General features: G+C 65.2%; 20 protein-coding genes. 19 read left to right on the top strand and 1 reads right to left on the bottom strand.

Features of this window, described 5'->3' with window-relative positions; all coding sequences use genetic code 11:
• Window positions 1–192: 192 nt before the first annotated feature.
• The 17 genes from AC1C2N_RS11130 (at window position 193) to AC1C2N_RS11050 (ending at window position 17,947) form a co-directional block, all read left to right on the top strand.
• On the top strand, window positions 193–1,200 hold the full coding sequence (locus AC1C2N_RS11130) for a FecCD family ABC transporter permease (RefSeq protein WP_495434002.1): 1,008 nt from the start codon (window positions 193–195) through the stop codon (window positions 1,198–1,200).
• Window positions 1,201–1,259: 59 nt separating this feature from the next.
• Window positions 1,260–2,234, top strand: coding sequence for a FecCD family ABC transporter permease (locus AC1C2N_RS11125; RefSeq protein ID WP_495434001.1), 975 nt, complete (start codon window positions 1,260–1,262; stop codon window positions 2,232–2,234).
• A 73-nt stretch (window positions 2,235–2,307) separates the two neighbouring features.
• Window positions 2,308–3,327 (top strand): iron-siderophore ABC transporter substrate-binding protein, encoded by a 1,020-nt coding sequence (locus tag AC1C2N_RS11120; protein ID WP_495434000.1) that lies wholly within the window; start codon window positions 2,308–2,310, stop codon window positions 3,325–3,327.
• 56 nt (window positions 3,328–3,383) lie between these two features.
• A complete protein-coding gene (locus tag AC1C2N_RS11115; RefSeq protein WP_495433999.1) occupies window positions 3,384–4,886 on the top strand; it encodes a replication-associated recombination protein A in 1,503 nt (500 codons plus the stop codon).
• 177 nt (window positions 4,887–5,063) lie between these two features.
• Window positions 5,064–5,693, top strand: coding sequence for a 30S ribosomal protein S4 (gene rpsD / locus AC1C2N_RS11110; protein ID WP_108391049.1), 630 nt, complete (start codon window positions 5,064–5,066; stop codon window positions 5,691–5,693).
• Between the two features lie 142 nt (window positions 5,694–5,835).
• Window positions 5,836–6,081 carry a hypothetical protein gene (locus AC1C2N_RS11105; protein WP_108391048.1) on the top strand — a complete coding sequence of 82 codons (246 nt, stop codon included), beginning with the start codon at window positions 5,836–5,838 and terminating at the stop codon, window positions 6,079–6,081.
• Between the two features lie 42 nt (window positions 6,082–6,123).
• A complete protein-coding gene (gene alaS / locus AC1C2N_RS11100; protein ID WP_495433998.1) occupies window positions 6,124–8,781 on the top strand; it encodes an alanine--tRNA ligase in 2,658 nt (885 codons plus the stop codon).
• Between the two features lie 15 nt (window positions 8,782–8,796).
• Entirely contained in the window at window positions 8,797–9,267 is a 471-nt protein-coding gene (gene ruvX, locus AC1C2N_RS11095; protein ID WP_483404181.1) for a Holliday junction resolvase RuvX, read from the top strand.
• Window positions 9,268–9,270: 3 nt separating this feature from the next.
• A complete protein-coding gene (gene mltG / locus AC1C2N_RS11090) occupies window positions 9,271–10,536 on the top strand; it encodes an endolytic transglycosylase MltG (RefSeq protein WP_495433997.1) in 1,266 nt (421 codons plus the stop codon).
• Window positions 10,536–11,402, top strand: a complete 867-nt coding sequence (locus tag AC1C2N_RS11085; RefSeq protein WP_495433996.1) for a shikimate dehydrogenase family protein — start codon at window positions 10,536–10,538, stop codon at window positions 11,400–11,402. The genes mltG and AC1C2N_RS11085 overlap by 1 nt, the downstream gene beginning before the upstream one ends.
• Before the next feature lie 94 nt (window positions 11,403–11,496).
• Window positions 11,497–12,711 carry a chorismate synthase gene (gene aroC / locus AC1C2N_RS11080; RefSeq protein WP_495433995.1) on the top strand — a complete coding sequence of 405 codons (1,215 nt, stop codon included), beginning with the start codon at window positions 11,497–11,499 and terminating at the stop codon, window positions 12,709–12,711.
• On the top strand, window positions 12,708–13,223 hold the full coding sequence (locus AC1C2N_RS11075) for a shikimate kinase (protein ID WP_483404177.1): 516 nt from the start codon (window positions 12,708–12,710) through the stop codon (window positions 13,221–13,223). The genes aroC and AC1C2N_RS11075 overlap by 4 nt, the downstream gene beginning before the upstream one ends.
• Window positions 13,220–14,344, top strand: a complete 1,125-nt coding sequence (gene aroB, locus AC1C2N_RS11070; protein WP_495433994.1) for a 3-dehydroquinate synthase — start codon at window positions 13,220–13,222, stop codon at window positions 14,342–14,344. Before AC1C2N_RS11075 ends, aroB begins: the two co-directional genes overlap by 4 nt.
• Before the next feature lie 2 nt (window positions 14,345–14,346).
• The gene (locus AC1C2N_RS11065) at window positions 14,347–14,799 is read left to right on the top strand and encodes a type II 3-dehydroquinate dehydratase (protein WP_495433993.1); all 453 of its coding nucleotides are present in this window, start codon (window positions 14,347–14,349) and stop codon (window positions 14,797–14,799) included.
• Window positions 14,800–14,876: 77 nt separating this feature from the next.
• On the top strand, window positions 14,877–15,440 hold the full coding sequence (efp, locus tag AC1C2N_RS11060; protein WP_108391041.1) for an elongation factor P: 564 nt from the start codon (window positions 14,877–14,879) through the stop codon (window positions 15,438–15,440).
• Window positions 15,440–15,853: a transcription antitermination factor NusB gene (gene nusB, locus AC1C2N_RS11055; protein ID WP_108961906.1), complete on the top strand. Its 414-nt coding sequence runs from the start codon at window positions 15,440–15,442 to the stop codon at window positions 15,851–15,853. The genes efp and nusB overlap by 1 nt, the downstream gene beginning before the upstream one ends.
• A 573-nt stretch (window positions 15,854–16,426) precedes the next feature.
• The gene (locus tag AC1C2N_RS11050) at window positions 16,427–17,947 is read left to right on the top strand and encodes an HNH endonuclease signature motif containing protein (RefSeq protein ID WP_495433992.1); all 1,521 of its coding nucleotides are present in this window, start codon (window positions 16,427–16,429) and stop codon (window positions 17,945–17,947) included.
• Between the two features lie 382 nt (window positions 17,948–18,329).
• On the opposite strand, the gene AC1C2N_RS11045 is transcribed toward AC1C2N_RS11050, so the two are convergent.
• Window positions 18,330–19,670 (bottom strand): glycosyltransferase, encoded by a 1,341-nt coding sequence (locus AC1C2N_RS11045; protein ID WP_495433991.1) that lies wholly within the window; start codon window positions 19,668–19,670, stop codon window positions 18,330–18,332.
• Window positions 19,671–20,004: 334 nt separating this feature from the next.
• Between AC1C2N_RS11045 and pyrR the strand changes: the two genes are divergently transcribed.
• Window positions 20,005–20,544, top strand: coding sequence for a bifunctional pyr operon transcriptional regulator/uracil phosphoribosyltransferase PyrR (gene pyrR, locus AC1C2N_RS11040; protein WP_495433990.1), 540 nt, complete (start codon window positions 20,005–20,007; stop codon window positions 20,542–20,544).
• On the top strand, window positions 20,544–21,494 hold the full coding sequence (locus tag AC1C2N_RS11035) for an aspartate carbamoyltransferase catalytic subunit (RefSeq protein WP_495433989.1): 951 nt from the start codon (window positions 20,544–20,546) through the stop codon (window positions 21,492–21,494). The genes pyrR and AC1C2N_RS11035 overlap by 1 nt, the downstream gene beginning before the upstream one ends.

Raw genomic sequence — 21,494 nt, 5'->3', positions numbered from 1 at the left:
GTTCTCAAGGCCAGCACCCCGGGTGCCGTCTTCGATGAACTTTACGGTTACTGACTGGTCGTGACCAAATGCCCGGGGAGAGGCGCGCTCCAGCTAGTTAGGTTAGGCATGCCATACTAAGCGGATGCGCACTCCAGGCCCGGTTCCCGTTCTGGGCCGGTCATGACGGCGGTGGTCACTCGAGCGGCACCCGTGAGGCGGCCCGAGGCCCGGCGACGGTGGGGACTCGCCGTCGCCGCCGCGCTGCTTCTCGTCGTTGTCGTACTCAGTCTCTGCCTCGGGACGCGTGCGACCCCGCTCGACAGCGTCGTTGGCGCACTGTTCTCTCCAGAACCGGGCAACAACGACCACGTGGTGATCCGTGAGCTACGGGTCCCGCGCACGGTGATCGGGCTCGTCGTTGGTGCGGCGCTCGCGCTCGCGGGAACCCTGATGCAGGGACTGACCCGCAATCCGCTTGCTGATCCCGGCCTGCTCGGTGTCAACGCTGGGGCTTCGCTATCTGTCGTCATCGCCATCTGGCTTTTCGGTGTCACTCATCCATCCGGCTACATCTGGTTTGCGTTCATCGGGGCCGCCGCCGCCGCGGCGCTCGTGTTCGCGATAAGTATTCTCGCCGGCGCCGGTTCCACCCCGGTGACGCTCGCACTCGCGGGGACCGCGCTCACCGCCGGCATCACCTCGATCATCACTCTTGTCCTCATCACAGACATCAACACGCTCAGCAATTACCGATTCTGGTCTGTCGGCTCCCTCGTCAATCGTGACCTCGACACTGTCGCCGCGCTCCTCCCTTTTCTCGGTGCCGGCGCCATCCTCGCCCTCTCCCTGGGCAGGACACTCAACGTGCTCTCGCTCGGGGACGACGTCGCGAGAGGGCTCGGCCACGGCGTCGGTTTCTCACGCGCGGTTGCCGGTGTCGCGATCGTGCTGCTCTGCGGAGCGGCGACAGCGCTCGCAGGTCCGATCGTTTTCGTCGGGCTCGTTATCCCTCACCTGGTCCGGCCGGTCACAGGTCCGGACTATCGCTGGATCCTCGCGTACGCCGCGGTCCTCGGTCCGGTCCTGCTCCTGGCCGCCGACATCGTCGGGCGGCTGATCAGCTACCCGGGTGAAATCGAAGCGGGGCTGCTCGTGGCGGTGGTCGGCGCCCCCGTGCTCATCATCCTGGTCCGGCGATCGAGAATGAGCGGATTGTGAGCGAAAGAATACCTCGGGTCGCACCCGCGCCGGGCCGGCGTCGGCCGCAACCTGGTCCGGTGGTCGCCGGTCTCGCGGTCCTCGTTGCCGTGGCTGCGGCCACGAGCCTGGCTGTTGGTGCGTACACTCTCCCGATCCCTGACCTGTTGCTCACCCTGGCCGGGCAGGGCACTGGCGGTGACACTGTCATCGTCTTCCGGCTGCGCCTGCCCCGTGTGGTCCTCGGAATCCTCGCGGGGATCGCGTTCGGCGTTGCGGGCGCTTTGTTCCAGACCTTGCTGCGAAACGACCTCGCGAGTCCGGACATCATCGGGATCTCCGGGGGCGCGAGTGTCTCAGCTGTAGGTGCGATCATGCTGTTCGGTGCGAGCGGCGCGGTGGTTGCCGCGAGTGCGTTCACCGGTGCACTTCTCGTGGCCGCGGTCATCTACCTGCTGGCCTGGCGCGGCGGCGTCAGTGGGTATCGATTCGTTCTCATCGGGGTCGGCGTTGCATTCCTCGGCCAGTCTGCACTCGGCTACCTCCTGACCCGCGGCGAAGTCCGTGACGCGTCCCAGGCACTGGTGTGGATGGTGGGCGGCGTCGGGGGAGCGACCTGGTCTGAGATCGTTGTGCTTGCCGTCGTGCTGGCCGCTTTGCTGCCCCTCGTCGGCGTCTTTGGGAAGCGCCTGCGCGTCCTGCAGCTCGGTGACGAGACGGCTGCGGCCCTCGGCATCGGGGTGGAACGCACGCGGCTGCTCATTCTGGGCGTCGCGGTCGCACTGTGCGCAGTCGCTACCGCCTTTGTGGGACCCATCGCCTTCGTCGCGTTCGTCTCGGCCCCCGTCGCCAAGCGGATCACCCGCGACGGCTCACTCGCGGTCGTGTCGAGTGCCCTCGTTGGCGCCGCACTCGTACTCGGTGCCGACTTCCTTGCCCAGCACGCCGTTCCCGGCGACGTGCAGGTCCCGGCAGGCGTCATCACCGGTGTACTCGGTGCGCCCTATTTGCTGGCGCTGCTGGCCACAGCGAACCGGCGTCGATCGACACGGTAGGAATAGAGCCACATGATCGAGGTCGATGAGGATAGGCTTACCTAAGTTCTTGTCCTGACCCACTGGAGTTCCTGTGTTCACTCGATCCCGAATGGCGTTGCTTGCGACCGCAGCCGCCAGCGTCCTTGCCCTGAGCGGCTGTGCACCAGCCGCAGACACCGAAGAGCCCGCGGCCCAAGGCGAGACGGGTTCGTTCCCCGTCGCGATCGAGCACGCGTTCGGTGAGACCGAGATCGAGGCGGAGCCGGAGCGCGTCGTCACCCTCGGTTGGGGATCGACGGATGCCGCAGTCGCCCTCGGCGTCGTGCCGGTCGGAATGGAAGCACAGAGCTACGGCGGCGATGAGAACGGGGTCCTCCCGTGGGTCGCCGAAGCACTCGAAGAACTCGACGCCGAGGCACCCGCCATGATCCCTTCGTCGACGGAGGAGCCGGCGTACGAGCAGATCGCCGAGCAGGCGCCAGACCTGATTCTCGCGGTGTACTCGGGAATCACCGAGGAGCAGTACAACCTCCTCAGCGAGATCGCACCGACCGTTGCCTACCCGGACGCGCCATGGGCCACCCCGTGGACCGAGGTCGTCACGACCGTCGGGACGGCGCTTGGCAAGACCGTCGAGGCAGACCGTGTGCTGGAGGACATCGCTGCCGTGACAGCGGAGCAGGCCGAAGCGCACCCGGAACTCGCGGGCAAAACCGTCGCCGCCGTTGCTGACTTCGCCGGCACGTTCTACGTCTACAAGGGTGAGGACGCTCGAGCCGATTTCCTGTTCGACCTCGGCATGACCGACGCCCCTGCCGTCAACGAACTCGCCAACGGCGATTCGAGCTTCTCCTACCAGCTGAGCTACGAAGAGCTCGACAAGCTCGACAGCGACATCCTCGTGCTCTACTCCGACACGAACCAGGCCGAGGAAGCGTTCCTGTCGACCAGCCACGCGCAGACCATCCCCGCCGTCGCAAACGGCACGGTGGCATCCGTCGTCGGCGTTGAACTCGTGGCAGCGGTCTCACCGCCAACCGCGCTCTCGCTGACCTGGGGCATCGAGGACTACGTCGAGATCCTCGCGGCGGCGGCTGCAGCGGTCAAGTAACCTCGCGAGCCGCACCCGCAGCGGAAGTTGTCAGCGGGTGCGGCTAGCCTTGCATCATGGCAAACACGACAGCGGCACTGCACTCGGGCAGTGTCCCGCTCGCGGTGCGCATGCGACCCAAGAGTCTCGACGAGGTCGCCGGACAACGGCACCTTCTGAAGCCGGGGTCGCCGCTCGTCAGTCTCGCGCACGGCAAGTCCGGTGACAAAGGCAGCGTTTCGGTGATCCTCTGGGGCCCACCCGGTACCGGCAAGACAACGATCGCCCAGTCCATCGCCCACAGTTCTGGTCGTCGTTTCGTCGAACTCTCCGCCGTCTCGGCCGGAGTTCGTGACGTCCGCCAGGTCATGGACGAAGCGATGACGAGTCGCGATCTCTACGGGCTGTCCACCGTGCTCTTTCTCGACGAGATCCACCGCTTCAGCAAAGCGCAGCAAGACGCCCTCCTCCCCGGGGTCGAAAACGGCTGGGTGATCCTCGTCGCAGCGACCACCGAGAACCCGTCGTTCTCGGTGATTTCGCCCCTGCTCTCCCGTTCACTCCTGCTCACCCTCGAGCAACTGAGCGACGATGACCTCCGTGTTGTTCTCGACCGGGCGATCGAAGACAAGCGCGGACTCGGTGGCCGGTTCGACGTCACCGCCGACGCCCGCGACACCATCATCAGGCTTGCGTCCGGCGATGCCCGCCGTGCGCTGACGGCCCTCGAAGCGGCATCCGTCAGCGCTGATTCGCTGTCGATCGAAACGGATGCTGCCGGTATCCGCAACGAGGACGGCACCCACAACGAAGACGGCACCGACAACGAGGACGGTACCGACAACGAGGACGGGACCGTCGATCGCGCCTCGAGCGCTGACGACGACGATGACGATGACGAAGGTGCGGGCGGGGCTCCCGTCGCTGAGGCGCAACGCCCGGTAATCACCGCTGACGTCGTTGCCAACGCGGTCGACCGTGCACTGCTGCGCTACGACAGGAACGGCGACGAGCACTACGACGTCATCAGCGCGTTCATCAAGTCGATCCGCGGATCAGACGTCGACGCGGCGCTGCACTACCTGGCCAGGATGATCGAAGCGGGGGAGGACCCCCGGTTCATCTCCCGCCGAATCATCGTGAGTGCCTCAGAAGACATCGGGCTCGCCGATCCCAATGCCCTGGTGATTGCCGTGGCCGCGGCAGACGCTGTGCAGTTCATCGGGATGCCAGAGGGACGCATTCCTCTCGCCGAAGCGGTCGTCTACCTCGCAACGGCCGCGAAGTCGAACGCCTCGTACAACGCCATCAACAGCGCGATCGCTGATGTGCGCGCGGGCAACTTTGGCCGGGTGCCCAAGCCGATGCGCGACGCCCACTATGCCGGCGCCAAACGGCTCGGGCACGGCAAGGGATACAAGTACCCGCACGACACCGACATCGGGGTGGTCGAACAGCAATACCTTCCCGACGAGCTCCGCGGGGTGCGGTACTACCAGCCGACCCAGCACGGCAACGAACGAGATGTGTCGTCTCGCCTCGCCAAGCTGATGCGCATCGTGCGGGGCGGGCGCGGCTGACCCGGTGCCGTGTTAGGCTTATTGCTGGCCTAGGCCCGATTTATTTGTATGGCTGCACTGAATCGGGTTGACGGACATGTTCTTTAGCCGAACTGTTCCGGCTCACCCCTCTAACTTTCCGGTTCGCATTCGTGCGCGCCGGCATCACATCGTCAGAGATTCCATCGAAAGGAACCCGTGTCTACCAAGTCACGTACCCGTAGCAAGACCCGCCTGTCGCGGTCACTGGGCATCGCCCTGACCCCGAAGGCAGCCAAGTACCTCGAGAAGCGTCCTTACGCTCCGGGCGAGCACGGCCGCACCAAGCGCAAGACCGACTCCGACTACGCTGTGCGTCTTCGCGAGAAGCAGCGTCTGCGTGCCCAGTACGGCATCCGCGAGAAGCAGCTGAAGATTGCCTTCGAAGAGGCTCGTCGCGTCAAGGGCCTGACGGGTGAAAACCTCGTCGAGATCCTCGAGACGCGTCTCGACGCTCTCCTCGTGCGCTCGGCCATCGCCCGCACCACCGCTCAGGCCCGTCAGATGGTTGTGCACCGTCACATCCTCGTCGACGGCCAGATCGTTGACCGTCCCTCCTTCCGCGTGAAGCCGGGACAGCTCATCCACGTCAAGGCACGCAGCGAGGGCACCGAGCCCTTCCAGGTTGCAGCAGCAGGCGGACACGTTGATGTCCTCCCGAAGCTTCCTCCGTACCTCGAGGTCGAGCTCGACAAGTTGCAGGCACGCCTCGTGCGCGCTCCGCAGCGTGCAGAGGTCCCCGTGACCTGTGAAGTCCAGCTCGTCGTTGAGTACTACGCAGCACGCTAAACACAGCATTACCGACGGGGTCGCGGCTTACGCCGCGGCCCCGTTTTTCTTGTCGCCGAGCCATAAAGCGGCCGGTCAGGCATAACCGGTAGGATGAAATTCTGGTTGGAAGCATCCGTCCCACACCCCAGGAGGAGCCCCTGTGAAGAATATTTTCTGGCTACTTACCGGCATTGCCGCCGGTTTTTTCGTCGCGCACGAGATCAACAAGACCCAGAAGGGCAAGGAGTTCTTCTCGGACCTCGATGGAAAGCTCCGCGAGTTCAGCGACACAGTCGCCGACGCGTACAGAGAACGTGAAGCTGAACTGCGGGAGAAGATCGACGAACTAGCGAAGGACGCCGAGGACGCAATCGGCGACCTTGGCGCCGGCTCTTCTCAGAAATAAATCTCGCTCTGCCCCCGCAGAGACCTCTCTCCGAACGGACCCATGAAGACCGCTGACATCCGCTCGCGCTGGCTCGATTTTTTCGCCGAGCGCGGCCACACCGTAGTTCCATCCGCGTCGCTGGTATCAGACGACCCGTCCCTGCTGTTCACCGTCGCGGGAATGGTGCCGTTCGTGCCGTACCTGAGCGGACTGGTCCCCGCACCATACCCGCGCGCGACCAGCGTGCAGAAGTGCATCAGGACCAACGACATCGAAGAGGTCGGCAAGACGCCTCGCCACGGGACGTTCTTCCAGATGAACGGAAACTTCTCGTTCGGCGACTACTTCAAGGAAGGCGCGATCGGGTACGCCTGGGAGCTGCTGACCTCGCCTGAGAGCGCCGGCGGCTACGGATTCGATGAGAAAGATCTCTGGGTCACGGTCTACAAGGACGACGACGAGGCCATCCGTCTCTGGAAGTCCATTGCCGGGCTTCCCGACGACCGCATCCAGCGACTCGACATGGACACGAACTACTGGTCGACGGGTCAGCCCGGTCCTGCCGGTCCCTGCTCCGAGATCTTCTTCGACCGGGGACCTTCCTACGGTCGAGACGGTGGTCCGGAGACCGACGACGACAGGTATGTGGAGATCTGGAACCTCGTCTTCATGCAGTACCTCCGTGGCGAGGGCCGCGGCAAGAACGACTTCGAGATTCTCGGCGACCTGCCGAAGAAGAACATCGACACCGGCATGGGCCTCGAGCGCGTCGCCTTCCTCAAGCAGGGTGTCGAGAACATGTACGAGATCGACCAGGTCCGCCCTGTGCTCGACCGCGCTGCCGAACTGTCCGGGCGCCGCTACGGTGCAGACCACACGGACGACGTTCGCATGCGGATCATCGCTGACCACGTTCGCTCGTCGCTCATGCTCCTCAGCGACGGTGTCACGCCGTCCAACGAGGGCAGGGGCTACATCCTGCGTCGACTCATGCGGAGGACCGTCCGTTCGATGCGACTGCTCGGTGTGGATACAGCCACCTTCCCCGAACTGTTCGCTGCGTCCCGCGACGCGATGAAAGCCGCATACCCCGAGGTAGAGCACGACTACAGCCGCATCTCCCAGTCGGCATACGGCGAGGAAGAGACCTTCCTGCGCACTCTCGCCGGCGGAACGACGATCCTCGACCTTGCCGTCGAGAAGACCAGGAAGGACAACGCCCAGAAGCTCCCGGGCGACACCGCATTCCTCCTGCACGACACCTACGGTTTCCCGATCGACCTCACCCTCGAGATCGCTGAGGAAGCCGGCTTGAGCGTCGACCGCACGGCGTTCGATGCCCTCATGGCCAACCAGCGTGCACTCGCGAAGGCGGATGCCAAGGCCAAGAAGACAGCGTTGGCTGACCTCAGCGTCTACAGCGCGTTCCGGGCTTTCGGCGAGACGACCTTCACCGGGTACACCGACCTCACCACCGAGTCGAAGATCCTCGGCCTCATCGTGAACGGCCAGTCCGTCTCGAAGGCGTCGGCGGGCGACATCGCCGAAGTGATCCTCGCCGAGACCTCGCTGTACGCAGAGTCCGGCGGGCAGGAAGCCGACCAGGGCCTCATCGTCGGCCCAGGCTATGAACTCGAGGTGCTCGACGTTCAGAAGCCGATCAAGGGACTCATCAGCCACAAGGTGCAGGTCGCCAAGGGTGAAGTCGGCGTCGGTGACAGCGCAACGAGCGTTGTCGACCGCGAATACCGCAGGGGCGCCAGGCAGGCACACTCCGGTACCCACATCATCCACGCCGCGCTTCGCCAGGTCCTCGGCCCTAACGCTCACCAGTCCGGCTCGTACAACAAGGCCGGCTATCTGCGTCTCGACTTCTCCTGGAACGCAGGCCTCTCGGCTGAGACACGGAGTGAGATCGAGGAAGTCTCGAACAACGCGATCCGCGACAACCTCGAGGTCGTCACGCGTGAACTGCCGCTCGACGAAGCCAAAGCGCTCGGCGCCATGGCCCTGTTCGGTGAGAAGTACGGCAATGTCGTTCGCGTCGTCGACATCGGCGGGCCGTGGTCCCGCGAACTCTGTGCGGGCACTCACGTGTCGACCAGTGCGGAGATCGGCATGATCAACCTCGTCAGTGAATCGAGCGTTGGCTCGACGAACCGCCGTGTTGAGTCCCTCGTCGGCCTCGAGGCGTTCCGTGACCTCGCTGCCGAACGTGCCATCGTGAACGAGCTCACCTCATCGCTCAAGACGCCACGCGAGCAACTCCCGGAGCGCATTGCCGACCTGGTCGCAAACCTCAAACAGGCCGAGAAGAAAATTCAGGCGTTTGAAGCGCGGGCGCTCACCGAGCGTGTCCCAGCACTCGTCGCCACGAAGCACACCGCCGGTACGTACACCCTGGTCGCTGAGAACGTCGGAGTGTTGAACTCCGCGGACGACCTGCGTCTTCTCGTCACGACAGTGCGCGAGCGGCTCGGGTCAGTGCCGAGCATCACCGCTCTCGCCGCGACCGTCAAGGACCGACCGATCGTCATCGTCGCGACCAACGCCGAGGCACGCGCTGCCGGGGCAAAGGCCGGCGTGCTCGCCAGGACCGCCGCTGGCGTCCTCGGTGGAGGCGGAGGCGGCAAGGACGACATGGCACAGGGTGGCGGTACTGACGCAGCAATGATCCCCGGCGCACTCGCCGCGATAACAGACGCTGCGACGAGGTAGCCGGTGACGGATGCCATGCGTGCGGGAGTCCGCCTCGGTATCGATGTCGGGAAAGTCCGCATCGGTGTCGCCCGTTCCGATTACCACGGAATGCTGGCGACACCGATCGAGACCGTCCAGCGGTCGACCGACAGCGGTGAAGACGTGAAGAGAATCATCGCGATCGCCGACGAGCTCGACCCGATCGAACTCGTTGTCGGCCTTCCGCTGGCGCTCTCCGGATCGCACACAGCATCAACGGACGATGCGGTCGCCTTCGCAGGAAAGCTCGCGAAGGCATCCGCTGTTCCCGTCCGACTGGTCGACGAGCGGCTGTCCACGGTTTCCGCCCACTCGGCGCTTCGCACCTCGGGCAAGAAATCAAGCAGATCACGTAATATTGTCGATCAAGTTGCTGCGGTCATCATTCTGCAGCACGCCCTCGACGCGGAGCGCGGCAGTTCACACCCTCCTGGTTCCCTCGTCAACCCGAGTGAAGGATCCTAGGCCGTGACAACCGAGCGACCCAAAGGCACCAGCGATTTTGACGCCATTCTCGCGTCGAAAGCGCCAGAAGCCCCGGCTTCGAGTACACCGCCGTCGTCACGACGCGAGGCCAGGGAACAGGCTGAGCGCGCCGCGATAGCGTCCACGCGTTCTGAACGACGGTCTGCCTCGTCAACCGAGTCCGCGTATCCGCCGCGAGAGAAACGCAGCCGCAAGGGACTCATCGCGGCAATTGTCACGCTCGCGCTGCTCGCCGGTGTTGCCGGGGGTGGCCTGTACGCCTGGAACACCTTCGAACCGCAGATCCGCTCGGTCATGGGCTGGGAAGAGCCCATTGACTTCGAGGGCGTCGGCAGCGGTGAGGTCATGGTCTCCATCGCGGAGGGCGACACCGGCCAGGACATCGCGAAGACCCTCAAGGCGCGTGGCGTGACCAAGACCGTCGACGCCTTCTACGAAACTCTGATCGAGGAGAAGCCTGAGCCTGTCTTCCACCCCGGTGTTTACCAGCTGAAGAAGCAAATGAGCGCGAAGGCTGCGCTTGACGCTCTCCTAGACCCGGCCAATAAGGTCGAGCGGACCGTTCTCGTGCGCGAGGGCGATACCGGAGCCACGATTCTCGAGGAGCTGTCCGCGAGCACAGAGATTCCTCTCGCTGAGTTCGAGGCTGCCGTCGCCGATCCCACGGTCTTCGGCATCCCGGCAACCGCGCCATCGATCGAGGGCTGGCTCTTTCCTGCCATGTACACCTTCGACCCTGACCTCTCCGCGCAGGAGGTGATCCAGGTACTCGTTGACCGGACGATCACCGCGCTCGACGCTGCGGGCGTCCCGGTCGAGGAACGGGAACGCATCCTGACCATCGCCTCCGTTGTCCAGCGCGAAGCGCGCCTGGAGGAAGACTTCTACAAAGTCAGCCGGGTCATTCAGAACCGGCTCGCGGTCGACATGAAGCTCGAGATGGACTCGACCGCGCAGTATGGCGACACGACGAAGACCGACTCGGTCTGGTCGACGCAGGAGGCGCTCGAATCGCAGAACCCGTGGAACACCTACCAGATGACGGGGCTGCCGATCGGACCGATCGCGAGCCCGGGTGATACCGCCATCGCCGCTGCCATGGCGCCGGCCGAGGGGTCCTGGCTCTTCTTCGTCACCGTCAATCTCGACACAGGCGAGACGGTGTTCACGAACACCGTCGATGAGCACGGTGCCGCCGTCAAGCAGCTCCGTGCCTGGTGCGCGGAGAACCCGGACAAGGGCTGCTGATGCCGGAACGGCTCGCGGTATTCGGGTCGCCCATCGCGCATTCGAAGTCGCCTTCGCTGCACCGGACGGCCTACGAGCTTCTCGGGCTGGACTGGGAGTACGGCTCACGCGACGTTCCGGTAACGGAGTTCGCCGCTACCGTCGCCGGTCCGGATGCCGGATGGCGCGGACTCTCGCTGACCATGCCGCTCAAACAGGCAGCATTCGAATTTGCCGACACTCGAGACGCGATGGCCACGCTGACCGGCGCTGTCAACACACTCCGGTTCGTGGGTGATGGCGGGGCGAGAACCTCGTTCGGGTACAACACCGATGTTTCGGGCATTACGCGCGCACTGGCATCCGTCGGCATCGCGGAGGCACCACACGTCCACATTCTGGGTGGCGGCGCCACAGCGGCCAGTGCTGTTGTCGCGGCTGCCGAGCTTGGTGCGCTCTCGGTGACCATCCTGGCCAGGAACCCGGCCAAGTCCCGGCCGCTGATCGACCTCGGCAAGCGGGCCGGCCTCGCCGTGGACATTCGCACGTTCGGCGAGCTCGACGACGTGCCACGTCCCGAGCTCGTCGTGAGCACCCTGCCTGGCCGGACGCCGCTGCCGGTGAACTACCCGACCCAGGTGCTCTCGTCGTCGGCGCTGCTCGACGTCGCGTACGATCCGTGGCCGAGTGAACTCGCGTCCCGGTGGGCGGATGCCGGGGGCGTCGTCGCGAATGGATTGTCCATGCTCGCGCATCAGGCGCTCATCCAGGTGCGGATCTTCGTCTCGAACGACCCGTTCCAGCCCCTCGACAGGGAGGACGCGGTGCTCACCGCAATGCTCGAGTCCGTTGGTCTCGACGCGCACGGCATCCCGATCGCCGCCTGACCAGCACGCCCGACGAGTACGCCTGACGGCCGTAGGGGAGACGCAGACCGTCACAGGGTCAGGCCGACCTCGGGCGCTGTGGAAGGATAGAGCCATGCTTCGTTGGCTCACAGCCGGAGAGTCTCACGGCCCGGAACTCATTGCAATCGTCGAGGGTCTTCCCGCCGGCGTCCCTGTCTCGCTCGATTCCATTCGCGCTGACCTTGCTCGGCGGAAACTCGGCTATGGCCGTGGTTCACGGATGAAGTTCGAGGAGGACGAGCTCAACATCTCCGGCGGTGTTCGCCACGGATTCAGCCTCGGCAGTCCCGTCGCCCTGCGCATCGGCAACACGGAATGGCCCAAATGGGTCGAGGTGATGAACCCGGAACCCGTACCGGAGACCGAGAAGTCCCGCGGCAGGAGCGCCCCGCTCACGCGTCCCCGCCCGGGGCACGCGGATCTCGTCGGCATGCAGAAGTACAACTTCGACGAAGCGCGTCCGATCCTCGAACGCGCCAGCGCCAGGGAAACCGCGGCACGCGTTGCCCTCGGTGCCGTCGCGCGGGGCTTTCTCGCCGAACTCGGCATCACCCTGGTCAGCCACACGCTCTCGATCGGACCTGTGCGCGTTCCCGAGAACGCCGCACTTCCCACTCCCGCTGACGTGGGCACGCTCGATGCCGATCCACTGCGCTGCTTCGACGCGGCAACATCCGAACTGATGGTCGCCGAGGTCGACGCAGCGAAGAAGGACGGCGACACGCTCGGCGGAGTCGTCGAGGTACTCGCATACGGCCTGCCGCCCGGACTCGGTTCTCACGTGCACTGGGACCGTCGCCTCGATGGACAGCTCGCCCAGGCGCTAATGGGCATCCAGGCGATCAAAGGTGTCGAGGTCGGCGACGGCTTCCTCACCACAACGCGTCGCGGCTCCGAGGCGCACGATGAGCTCTTCTCGATCGACGGCCAGATCGTACGCTCGAGTGACAAGGCCGGCGGCACCGAGGGCGGCATGAGCACCGGAACCGTTCTCCGCGTCCGCGCCGGAATGAAGCCCATCGCCACAGTCCCGCACTCGCTTCGGACGGTCGACGTCGCGACAGGCGAAGCCGCCGGTGCGCACCACCAGCGCTCGGATGTCTGTGCGGTGCCCGCCGCTGGCGTCGTCGCTGAGGCAATGGTCGCCCTCGTGCTGGCCAACAGCGTCCTCGAGAAGTTCGGGGGAGACTCGGTCGAAGAGACCCGTCGCAACCTCCAGTCCTACCTCGCTGCTATTCCAGCGGGGCTTCGCACCGCCACCGCGTCCACCCAGGATCACCTGGCGTGAGCGACGATCACCGCCCCCTTTACCCGCTCGTCTTCATTGGGCCAATGGGAGCGGGAAAGACCCGCATCGGTCGCCGGGTGGCAAAAGCACTCGAGGTACCCTTTCTTGACACTGACAAGATCATCGTCGCCGAGCACGGACCGATAGCGGCCATCTTCGAATCCAGGGGCGAGGCTGCCTTCCGCGCGCTGGAGAAGGATGCCGTCGCTGCCGCGCTGGCCGAACACGCCGTCGTGTCCCTCGGGGGTGGCGCCGTTCTGGATCCGGAGACGCGGGCAGCGCTTGCCGACAAGACGGTCGTCCTGCTGACCGTGTCAGCGGATGCCGTCGCCGCACGCATCAAGACCGACAAACGGCCGCTGCTGGCAAACGGGACTGCGGACTGGCAGCGTATCTACGACGAACGGCGCGCGATCTACGACGAACTCGCCACGATCACCTTCGACACCTCCACCCAGCCGATCGAGAGAATCGCTGCAGACATCGCCACATGGGCGAAAGGACGAGCATGACAGACCACATCGGTACGACAGGCAATCGGGGCGCCACCGGAGATGACCACGGGATCACCACGATCGAGGTGACGGGAACAGACGGCTACGCGATTCACGTCGGCCGCGGCATCCTCGATCGCATTGCTGTCGCCCTCGGTGACGGCGTGCAGAAGGTCCTGCTCGTCCACCCACCGACTCTCGCCGCGAAGGCCGAGCAGCTGCGTGAGTCACTGGCCGACCGGTACCAGGTGCTGCTGGCCGAGATTCCGGATGCCGAAACCGGCAAACGTGTCGAGGTTGCGGCGTTCTGCTGGCAGATCATGGGCCAGGCCGACTTCACGAGAACCGATGCCGTGATTGGTTTCGGCGGGGGAGCGACCACCGACCTCGCCGGGTTTGTGGCCGCAACCTGGCTGCGCGGCGTTCGACTTGTGCAGGTGCCGACGACAGTGGCCGGAATGGTGGATGCTGCCATCGGCGGTAAGACGGGGATCAACACCAACGAGGGCAAGAACCTCGTTGGCGCTTTCTACGCTCCCGCCGGAGTGGTCGTCGACTTCGACCTGCTCGACACGCTGCCGAAGAACGAGATCCTCGCCGGGTTCGCGGAGATCGTGAAGTGCGGTTTCATCGCGGAACCGGAGATCCTCGACATCATCGAAGCGGACGTGGATCGGGTGACCGACCCGACCACCGCGGAGTTCCGGCGCGTCGTCGAGCTGTCCATCGCGCTCAAGGCCCGCGTCGTCAGCGAGGACTTCAAGGAGGGCGGGGTCCGCGAGATCCTCAACTACGGACACACTCTCGGCCACGCCATCGAGCACGCCGAGCGGTACCAGTGGCGTCACGGCGCGGCCGTCGCCGTCGGGATGATGTTCGCCGCCGAGCTCTCACGGCTGGCCGGACGGCTACCGGACGCGGTCGCCGACCGGCACCGCAGCATCCTCGACTCGCTGTCGCTGCCGACCGAATACCCGGTAGGGCGCTGGAGCACGCTCCTCGCGACGATGCAGCGTGACAAGAAGGCCCGAGCCGGCATGCTCCGGTTCATCGTCCTCGATGACATCGCCAAACCGACCGTGCTCGCAGGACCGGAGACAGCGCTGCTCTTCGCGGCGTACCAGGAGATAGGTTCATAGCCATGACTCGTGTGCTCGTGCTCAACGGCCCCAACCTCGGCAGGCTCGGTTCGCGCGAGCCCGATGTCTACGGCAGTGGCAACCTCGACGACCTTTGGACGCTGCTCCAGGCATCCGCCCCGGAAGGCGTCTCGATCGATCTCCGCCAGACCAACGATGAGGGTGAGCTCATCGGCTGGCTCTACGAGGCAACTGACGGTTCCGTTCCCGTGATCCTGAATCCGGCAGCGTTCACCCATTACAGCTACGCGCTTCGGGATGCCGCCGCGCTCGTCACGAAGGCGGGTATTCCGCTGGTCGAGGTCCACATCTCGAACCCGCACGCGCGGGAGACCTTCCGGCACTCGAGCGTGATCTCGGGTGTTGCGACCGGCGTGATCGCTGGTTTCGGGTTCGATTCGTACCGCCTGGCTCTCGATGCCGTACTCCGCCTGACAGCGGCTGGGACCGAGTAAACAGGCTCCTGCGGTAAACTCGTCACATCGGTCGCCTCAGACCCCACTTTTCTCCCACTGAACGGAACCCCCTCTTCATGGCATCTACCGCCGACATCAAGAACGGAATTGTCCTCAACATTGACGGACAGCTCTGGAACGTCATCGAGTTCCAGCACGTCAAGCCCGGCAAGGGTGGCGCATTCGTGCGCACCAAGCTGAAGAACGTCGTGTCGGGCAAGACCGTCGACCGCACGTACAACGCTGGTGCGAAGATCGACATCGAGAACGTCGACCGCCGCGACTTCACCTACCTCTACAACGACGGTGAAGCCTTCGTGTTCATGGACACCGCTGACTACGACCAGCTGACGGTACCGGCATCCGTTGTCGGAGACGCCGCCAACTTCATGCTCGAGAACCAGGCCGTGACCGTTGCACTCAACAACGGCAACCCACTGTATGTCGAACTGCCGGCATCCGTCGTTCTCGAGATCACCTACACCGAGCCGGGCCTCCAGGGCGACCGCTCGACCGGTGGCACGAAGCCCGCAACCGTTGAGACCGGATACGAGATCCAGGTGCCGTTGTTCCTCGAGCAGGGCACCAAGGTCAAGGTCGACACCCGCACGGGCGACTACATGGGACGCGTCAACGACTAGTGAGCGCCCGTAGCAAGGCCCGTAAACGGGCCATCGACATCCTGTACGGCGCAGACCTTCGGGACATGGCGTTGAGCGAGGCCCTCACCGTTGAAGCGAAGCGTGCCGCGAGCGAGCCCGACCGTGAAGCGAGCTGGCTCTACGCGCGCGACATCGTCGACGGCATCGCCGACAACGCCGAGGAGATCGACGAGCAGATCGAGACGTACGCCCAGGGCTGGTCCCTCGCGCGGATGCCGGCTGTTGATCGTGCGATCCTGCGCATCGGTGTGTGGGAGATCATGTTCAACTCCGAGGTGCCTGCCGCGGTTGCCATCGACGAGGCTGTCGAATCGGCCAAGACGCTGTCGACCGACGACTCGCCCGGATTTGTCAACGGACTGCTCGGGAAGATCGCCCAGGCCAACGGCTAGGACTTCTTTCGTCGAAACGCCCGTCATCGGATGCCGATGGCGGGCGTTTTTCGTGCGCCCTGGCGTTCGGGGTGGGTTTGACGTGGTCGGTAGCTTGTATCGTCACCATTTCCGGTGTGGTCGACGGATGCCTGCAAGCCCCGTGCGTGGTGCCCTCGGGGCTCGGTTTCAATGTCAGTGGTTGGGTGTGTAGTTAAGTCATGAACATCCCGGCCAGTAGCCCGATCCGCCACCATTCTGGTGTGGCGTTCGGATGCCTGCGATGGCCCGGGCCCGATGCCCTCGGTGCCCGGTTTCAATGTCAGTGGTTGGGTGTGTACTGAAGTCATGAAAATCCCGGTCAGCAGCCCGTTCCGCCAACATTCTGGCGTGGCGTTCGGATGCCTGCGAAGGCCCGGGCGCGATGCCCTTCGCGCCCGGTTTCAATGTCAGTGGTTGAGTGTGTACTGAAGTCATGAACATCCCGGTCAGCAGCCCGATTCGTCACCGTTCTGGTGTGGCGGACTCCGGTCTGGCCGGGCGTCATGTCCTCGCCTTGACTGGTGGGGGTGTGCGGGTGTCATGAGCCTCGCGGTGAGCGACTTTCCGCCGGCATCGGTGCCGGAGGGTGAGAGTGCGCTCACCGGACTGCTCACGCATCTGGGGCAGGTCGTCGGCGTTCTTGACCTGGATCACCTCGATCGGTTGACCGGGGAACAGCTGTTGACGCAGCTGGGGCAGGTCGCCGGGGTGGTGCGTGCCGGTGAGGCGGTCCTCGCGGCGTTGAGTGCCGAGGTCGCGGACCGGTCCGACCCCGCGCGCGGCAGCGAAGGTTTGGCGGTGAAGCATAACTACCAGCGTCCGTCGCATCTGATCGAGGTGATCACCGGGGTGTCGTCTGCTGCCGCGTCACGGTTGATCCGGGTGGGCCAGCGGACCTGCCGGAGGCTCACTGATGCTGGGTTCCCGTTGCCGCCGTTGTTTCCGGTGGTCGGGGAGGCGTTCCGGCAGGGTTTGATCGGGGTGGAGACCGCCGAAGCGATCACCCGGGAACTCTCTTTGGCCGCGCCCCGTGCCGAGGTGGAACACCTCGCGATTGCCGAGCGCACTCTCGTCAGTGAGGCGGTCGGTGCCGGCTGGCGCGACGGCTTACCCATGTCGGCGGATTTTGTGGGGATTCAGGCTCGGCAGTGGCGTGACCGGTTGGACGAAGACGGGATCGAACCCCTGACCGACAAAGCGTTCCAGAAACGCGATTTCTGGATCGCGCGTGCTGCGAAGGACGGGTTGGTGAAGTTCGGTGGGCAGGTCACCGTCGATGTGGGAGCGAAACTCCACGCGTTACTCGATGCGGTGTTGAGTCCGAAGACCGCGGACCGGTACGGCCCCACGGCCACTGATGCTGGCGAGGGAACTGGCGGTGGTGCCGGTGGCACCGGAACCGATGACGCGGGGGCCTTCGGATCCGGCGCGTCGCCAACCGTGACCGGCGCCAACCCAGCCACCGGTGACGCGGCGCAAGTCGCCGACGAGAGCCCTGTGGAGCACGAGGAACCCATCCGGGCCCGGCGGACCGCGGGGCAGCAACGCGCTGACGTGTTCGCGGCGATGATCGACGCCCTTGCCCGCTCCGGGGACGCACCATCAGTGACCGGCGCAGCACCGACCGTCGTCGTGACGGTCAACGCGGACGTGATCGATTCCAAGTCCGGTACCGGACAGATCGTGGGAGTGAACGCCCCGGTGGCGGCGTCAACAATCAGCCAGATTCTCTGTGACGCGAGCATCATCCCGGTATTCATCGACCCCGACGGCACGGTCGTCGCCCTCGGCAACGACCAACGCGGGTTCAACCGGACCCAACGAATGGGCATGATCGCCCGCGACGGACCCACCTGCGCGATGCCGGACTGTCAGATCCCGGCCACCGGCTGCGAAGCCCACCACATCATCCCGCACTCCGAAGGTGGGCCCACCCATATTGATAACGGTGCACTGTTCTGCTGGTTCCATCATCGGATGGTCGACACCGGAGTCTTCACCGTCACGATGGTGAACGGCAAACCCAAGGTCACCATCGCCGAATGGATCCGTCGCAAACCATACTTCCGCTGAACTGGGCAACAGTACTACCGCTCAACTGCCAAACCCTGCTTCTGCCGAGCACGATGGCGGACTCCGGTGGACAGCCAGGCGCCGCCCAGCAGGGCGAGGGAGGACAGCGCGGGGAACATTACTCAGGAGGCGCGGGAGGTCGTACGGAGAAGGCAGCGTTCGGCACCGAATGGCGTGCGACACCGAATGGCGTGCGACACGGGGAGACGGCCCGCCACCTGCTCGGAACAAATCGCTCGGGTCAGTGGCCAGGGTCGTGTCTTCGGACGCCCGTCACCGCTCGCGCGGCGGCCAGGGTCGTGTCTTCGAGCGCCCGTCACCGCTCGCGCGGTGGCGGGCGTTTTTCGTGCGGGTTTTCAGCCGAGGCTCGCGTGCACTGGTCTCATCGAATCAACGCTTCACAGCGATCGACGACGTCCGCCTGGCCGCGCGATCGGTTGAGCTCGCGTGCGAGTCGATGAGCAGAATTCCGGAAGGCGGGGTCGGTGGCGACCCGCCGGTACGCGGCGGCGATCGCCGTCGCCGATGGGGTGCCGGTGCGGAGGTCGATGCCTACGCCGCTGTATGCCACGCGTGCGGCGATCTCGGGCTTGTCGATGTCTCCGCCTGCCACGATCAGCGGAACTCCGTAGCGCAGTGCGGCAAGGACGCCGCCCCAGCCACCGTTGGTAATAACGACGCTCGTCAGCGGAAGCAGTTCGTCGTAATCGAGGACGCTGGCGACGCGGGCGTTGTGCGGCACCGGGAAGGCGGGAGCCGTTTCGACGGCGGACCCGGTGGCTGCGACGACGAGCACCGGGGCATCCGCGAGTGCAACCATCGCCGGGTGCAGAAGGTCGGCCGGGTCGACATTCAGAGTGCCCTGGGTCACGTGCACAACGGGGACCGTGGCGGAGAGGACGTCAGGCCACCAGGCGGGGCTCTCTGGTGTTGCCGGGGGAGTCGTGCGGATGGCGCCGATGTAGTGGGTGGTCGGCGGCAGGTCGGTGCGGGGATAGTCGAGGGACGCTGTTCCGGTGACGCAGGTGAGTGTGGGTGAGACCCATGCGGTGTCGAATCGCGTTGCCGTTGGCGGGAGCCCGACCCGTTGCCTGGTGTCGTTCCACGCCCGGTGCAGGCCTCGTGTCAGGAGCCGGGCCGCATGCCGGAGGACGGCATCCCTGAGCCGTCCGATTCGGCCACGCCCGGGGTGGAGGGCGAACCCGGCAGGGGGAAGGTCCCGGCTCGGGGTGGTGAGCGGGACGAGGGAGAGCGTTGCCCACGGTGCTGGTGTGGTTTCGGCGATGAGTGCGGCACCACAGCTGAGGCTGTCGGCGAGGATGAGGTCCCACGGCTCTGTTCGCCAGGCGCGGGTCAGGTCGCTGTGCTGGGCGGCGCCGGTGCGGATGAAGAGGTGCTCGAGGTTGGCGATCGTCTGCCGTGGGCCCTTGCGTCCGACCAGCTGGGGAAACGTGGCAGCCAGGTTGTGTTCGTCGAAGTCGGGTGCATCCTGCCAGGCCACGACTGTGGCGCCGACGGAGGCGAACCGGTCGGCCCAAGCGGCGCCGGTGTACACCCGCACTGCGTGGCCACGGGCCAGGAACTCGCTGACGACGGCGAGCATCGGCGCGACGTGTCCTGCGAACGGCATGACCGCGACCAGAATCCGTGCCACGATGCCTCCCGGGGTCGACGCGGGCACCACCTGATGCCCATTATGCACGGCGAACGGGCGATTGGGCATGGGGCGGTGTCCGGGAATGGCGGGGCGTGCGCACCCGGGTGTGCAGTCCCACGAGCGAGCGCATCACTTGTGGTCGAGCGCATCAGTTACGCGGGATGTTCTCGACCGCAACTGATGCGTTCGCAGAGCGTGGTGGTGTTACGGGAGGAAAAAGCGGGGGTGCGGCGCCCCACAGGCAGCGGCCGCTCCGTTTCGCCTCCCGAGACGCCGCGGTACACGATGGGGAGCACGCGCCGGCCCGGCGTCACAAACGAGATCAGAGCCCGGCGACTGCTAGAGTGAAAAATAATTGACAACCTTTAACGCCGTCCGAGAGACGGAGAAGGGAGTCGGCATGAGTGCGCGCGTCGTACTTCAGCAGGCTGACATCGCCCGAGCGTTGACCCGGATCTCCCACGAGATCCTTGAGTCCAATCGAGGCGCAGACAACCTCGTCCTCCTCGGCATTCCGACCCGCGGGGTCATTCTCGCCGACCGCATCGCCACTCTGATCTCGGAGATCGCCGGCACGCCGATCGACGCAGGGTCCCTCGACGTGACCATGTATCGCGACGACCTCGCAAAACACCCCACCCGCACTCCGGCACCAACGCACATCCCCGCATCCGGGATCGATGGCAAGACCGTGGTGCTCGTCGATGACGTCCTGTACTCGGGTCGCACCATCCGCGCCGCTCTCGACGCCATCGGCGACATCGGCAGGCCCCGCGCCGTCCGCCTGGCCACCCTCATCGACCGTGGGCACCGTGAGCTGCCCATCCGCCCCGACTTCGTCGGCAAGAACCTGCCGAGCGCGCAAACCGAACGCATCAACGTGCGCCTTGCCGAACTCGATGGCGCCGACCTGGTCTCGATCGATGGGATGGAGTCCTGATGCGCCACCTCCTCTCGACGCGGGACTTCAGCCGCGACACAGCCATCGAACTGCTCGACGTTGCCGAAGACATGGCCGACACCCAACTGCGCGAGGTCAAGAAGCTCCCGACCCTCCGCGGCAAAACCGTCGTCAACCTCTTCTTCGAAGACTCCACCCGAACCCGCATCTCGTTCGAGGCTGCCGCCAAACGCCTGAGCGCGGACGTCATCAACTTCAGCGCCAAAGGGTCGAGCGTCTCGAAGGGGGAGAGCCTCAAAGACACAGCACAAACGCTTCAGGCCATGGGGGCGGATGCCGTCGTCATCCGTCACCCCGCATCCGGCGCACCGCAAACCCTGGCCACCAGCGGATGGATCGACGCTGGAATCCTGAACGCGGGCGACGGGACACACGAGCACCCGACGCAGGCGCTCCTCGACGCGTACACGATCCGGAAGCGCGTCCATGACGCAGCCTCGCGAGGGAAAGACCTCGACGGACTCACGGTCACGATCGTCGGCGACGTGCTCCACTCCCGCGTCGCCCGGTCGAATGTCTGGCTGCTCACGACGCTCGGCGCCACCGTCAGCATCGTGTCACCGCCCACCCTCGTGCCGGTGAACACCTCGGGCTGGCCGGTGACCGTTGGCTACGACCTCGACGAGGCCATCGCCTCAGAGCCCGACGTCATCATCATGCTCCGCATCCAGGCCGAGCGGATGCGAAACGCGTTTTTCCCCAACAGCCGGGAGTATTCGAGGCGGTGGGGCCTCGACGATGGACGATTGCACCAGCTTCGGGCGACTACCATTGTCATGCACCCCGGACCGATGAACCGGGGTCTGGAAATCTCCGCTGCAGCAGCTGACTCGCCCCAGTCCACGGTTCGCGAACAGGTGGCGAACGGAGTTTCCGTGCGGATGGCCGCACTTTACCTGCTGCTGTCGGGCGATCGGGAGGACGCATAA

This window comes from Mycetocola sp. Y791, from assembly GCF_059445325.1.
This window is presented reverse-complemented; position numbering and strand designations above follow the sequence as displayed.

Bases quoted from the DNA above. Each gene is read 5' to 3' on its own strand.
- AC1C2N_RS11085 (WP_495433996.1), top strand. From the start codon at position 10,536: ATGCCGGAACGGCTCGCGGTATTCGGGTCGCCCATCGCGCATTCGAAG.
- AC1C2N_RS11065 (WP_495433993.1), top strand. From the start codon at position 14,347: ATGACTCGTGTGCTCGTGCTCAACGGCCCCAACCTCGGCAGGCTCGGT.
- efp (WP_108391041.1), top strand. From the start codon at position 14,877: ATGGCATCTACCGCCGACATCAAGAACGGAATTGTCCTCAACATTGAC.
- ruvX (WP_483404181.1), top strand. From the start codon at position 8,797: ATGCGTGCGGGAGTCCGCCTCGGTATCGATGTCGGGAAAGTCCGCATC.
- pyrR (WP_495433990.1), top strand. From the start codon at position 20,005: ATGAGTGCGCGCGTCGTACTTCAGCAGGCTGACATCGCCCGAGCGTTG.
- AC1C2N_RS11115 (WP_495433999.1), top strand. From the start codon at position 3,384: ATGGCAAACACGACAGCGGCACTGCACTCGGGCAGTGTCCCGCTCGCG.
- AC1C2N_RS11035 (WP_495433989.1), top strand. From the start codon at position 20,544: ATGCGCCACCTCCTCTCGACGCGGGACTTCAGCCGCGACACAGCCATC.
- AC1C2N_RS11045 (WP_495433991.1), bottom strand. From the start codon at position 19,670: ATGCCCAATCGCCCGTTCGCCGTGCATAATGGGCATCAGGTGGTGCCC.
- aroB (WP_495433994.1), top strand. From the start codon at position 13,220: ATGACAGACCACATCGGTACGACAGGCAATCGGGGCGCCACCGGAGAT.
- aroC (WP_495433995.1), top strand. From the start codon at position 11,497: ATGCTTCGTTGGCTCACAGCCGGAGAGTCTCACGGCCCGGAACTCATT.
- alaS (WP_495433998.1), top strand. From the start codon at position 6,124: ATGAAGACCGCTGACATCCGCTCGCGCTGGCTCGATTTTTTCGCCGAG.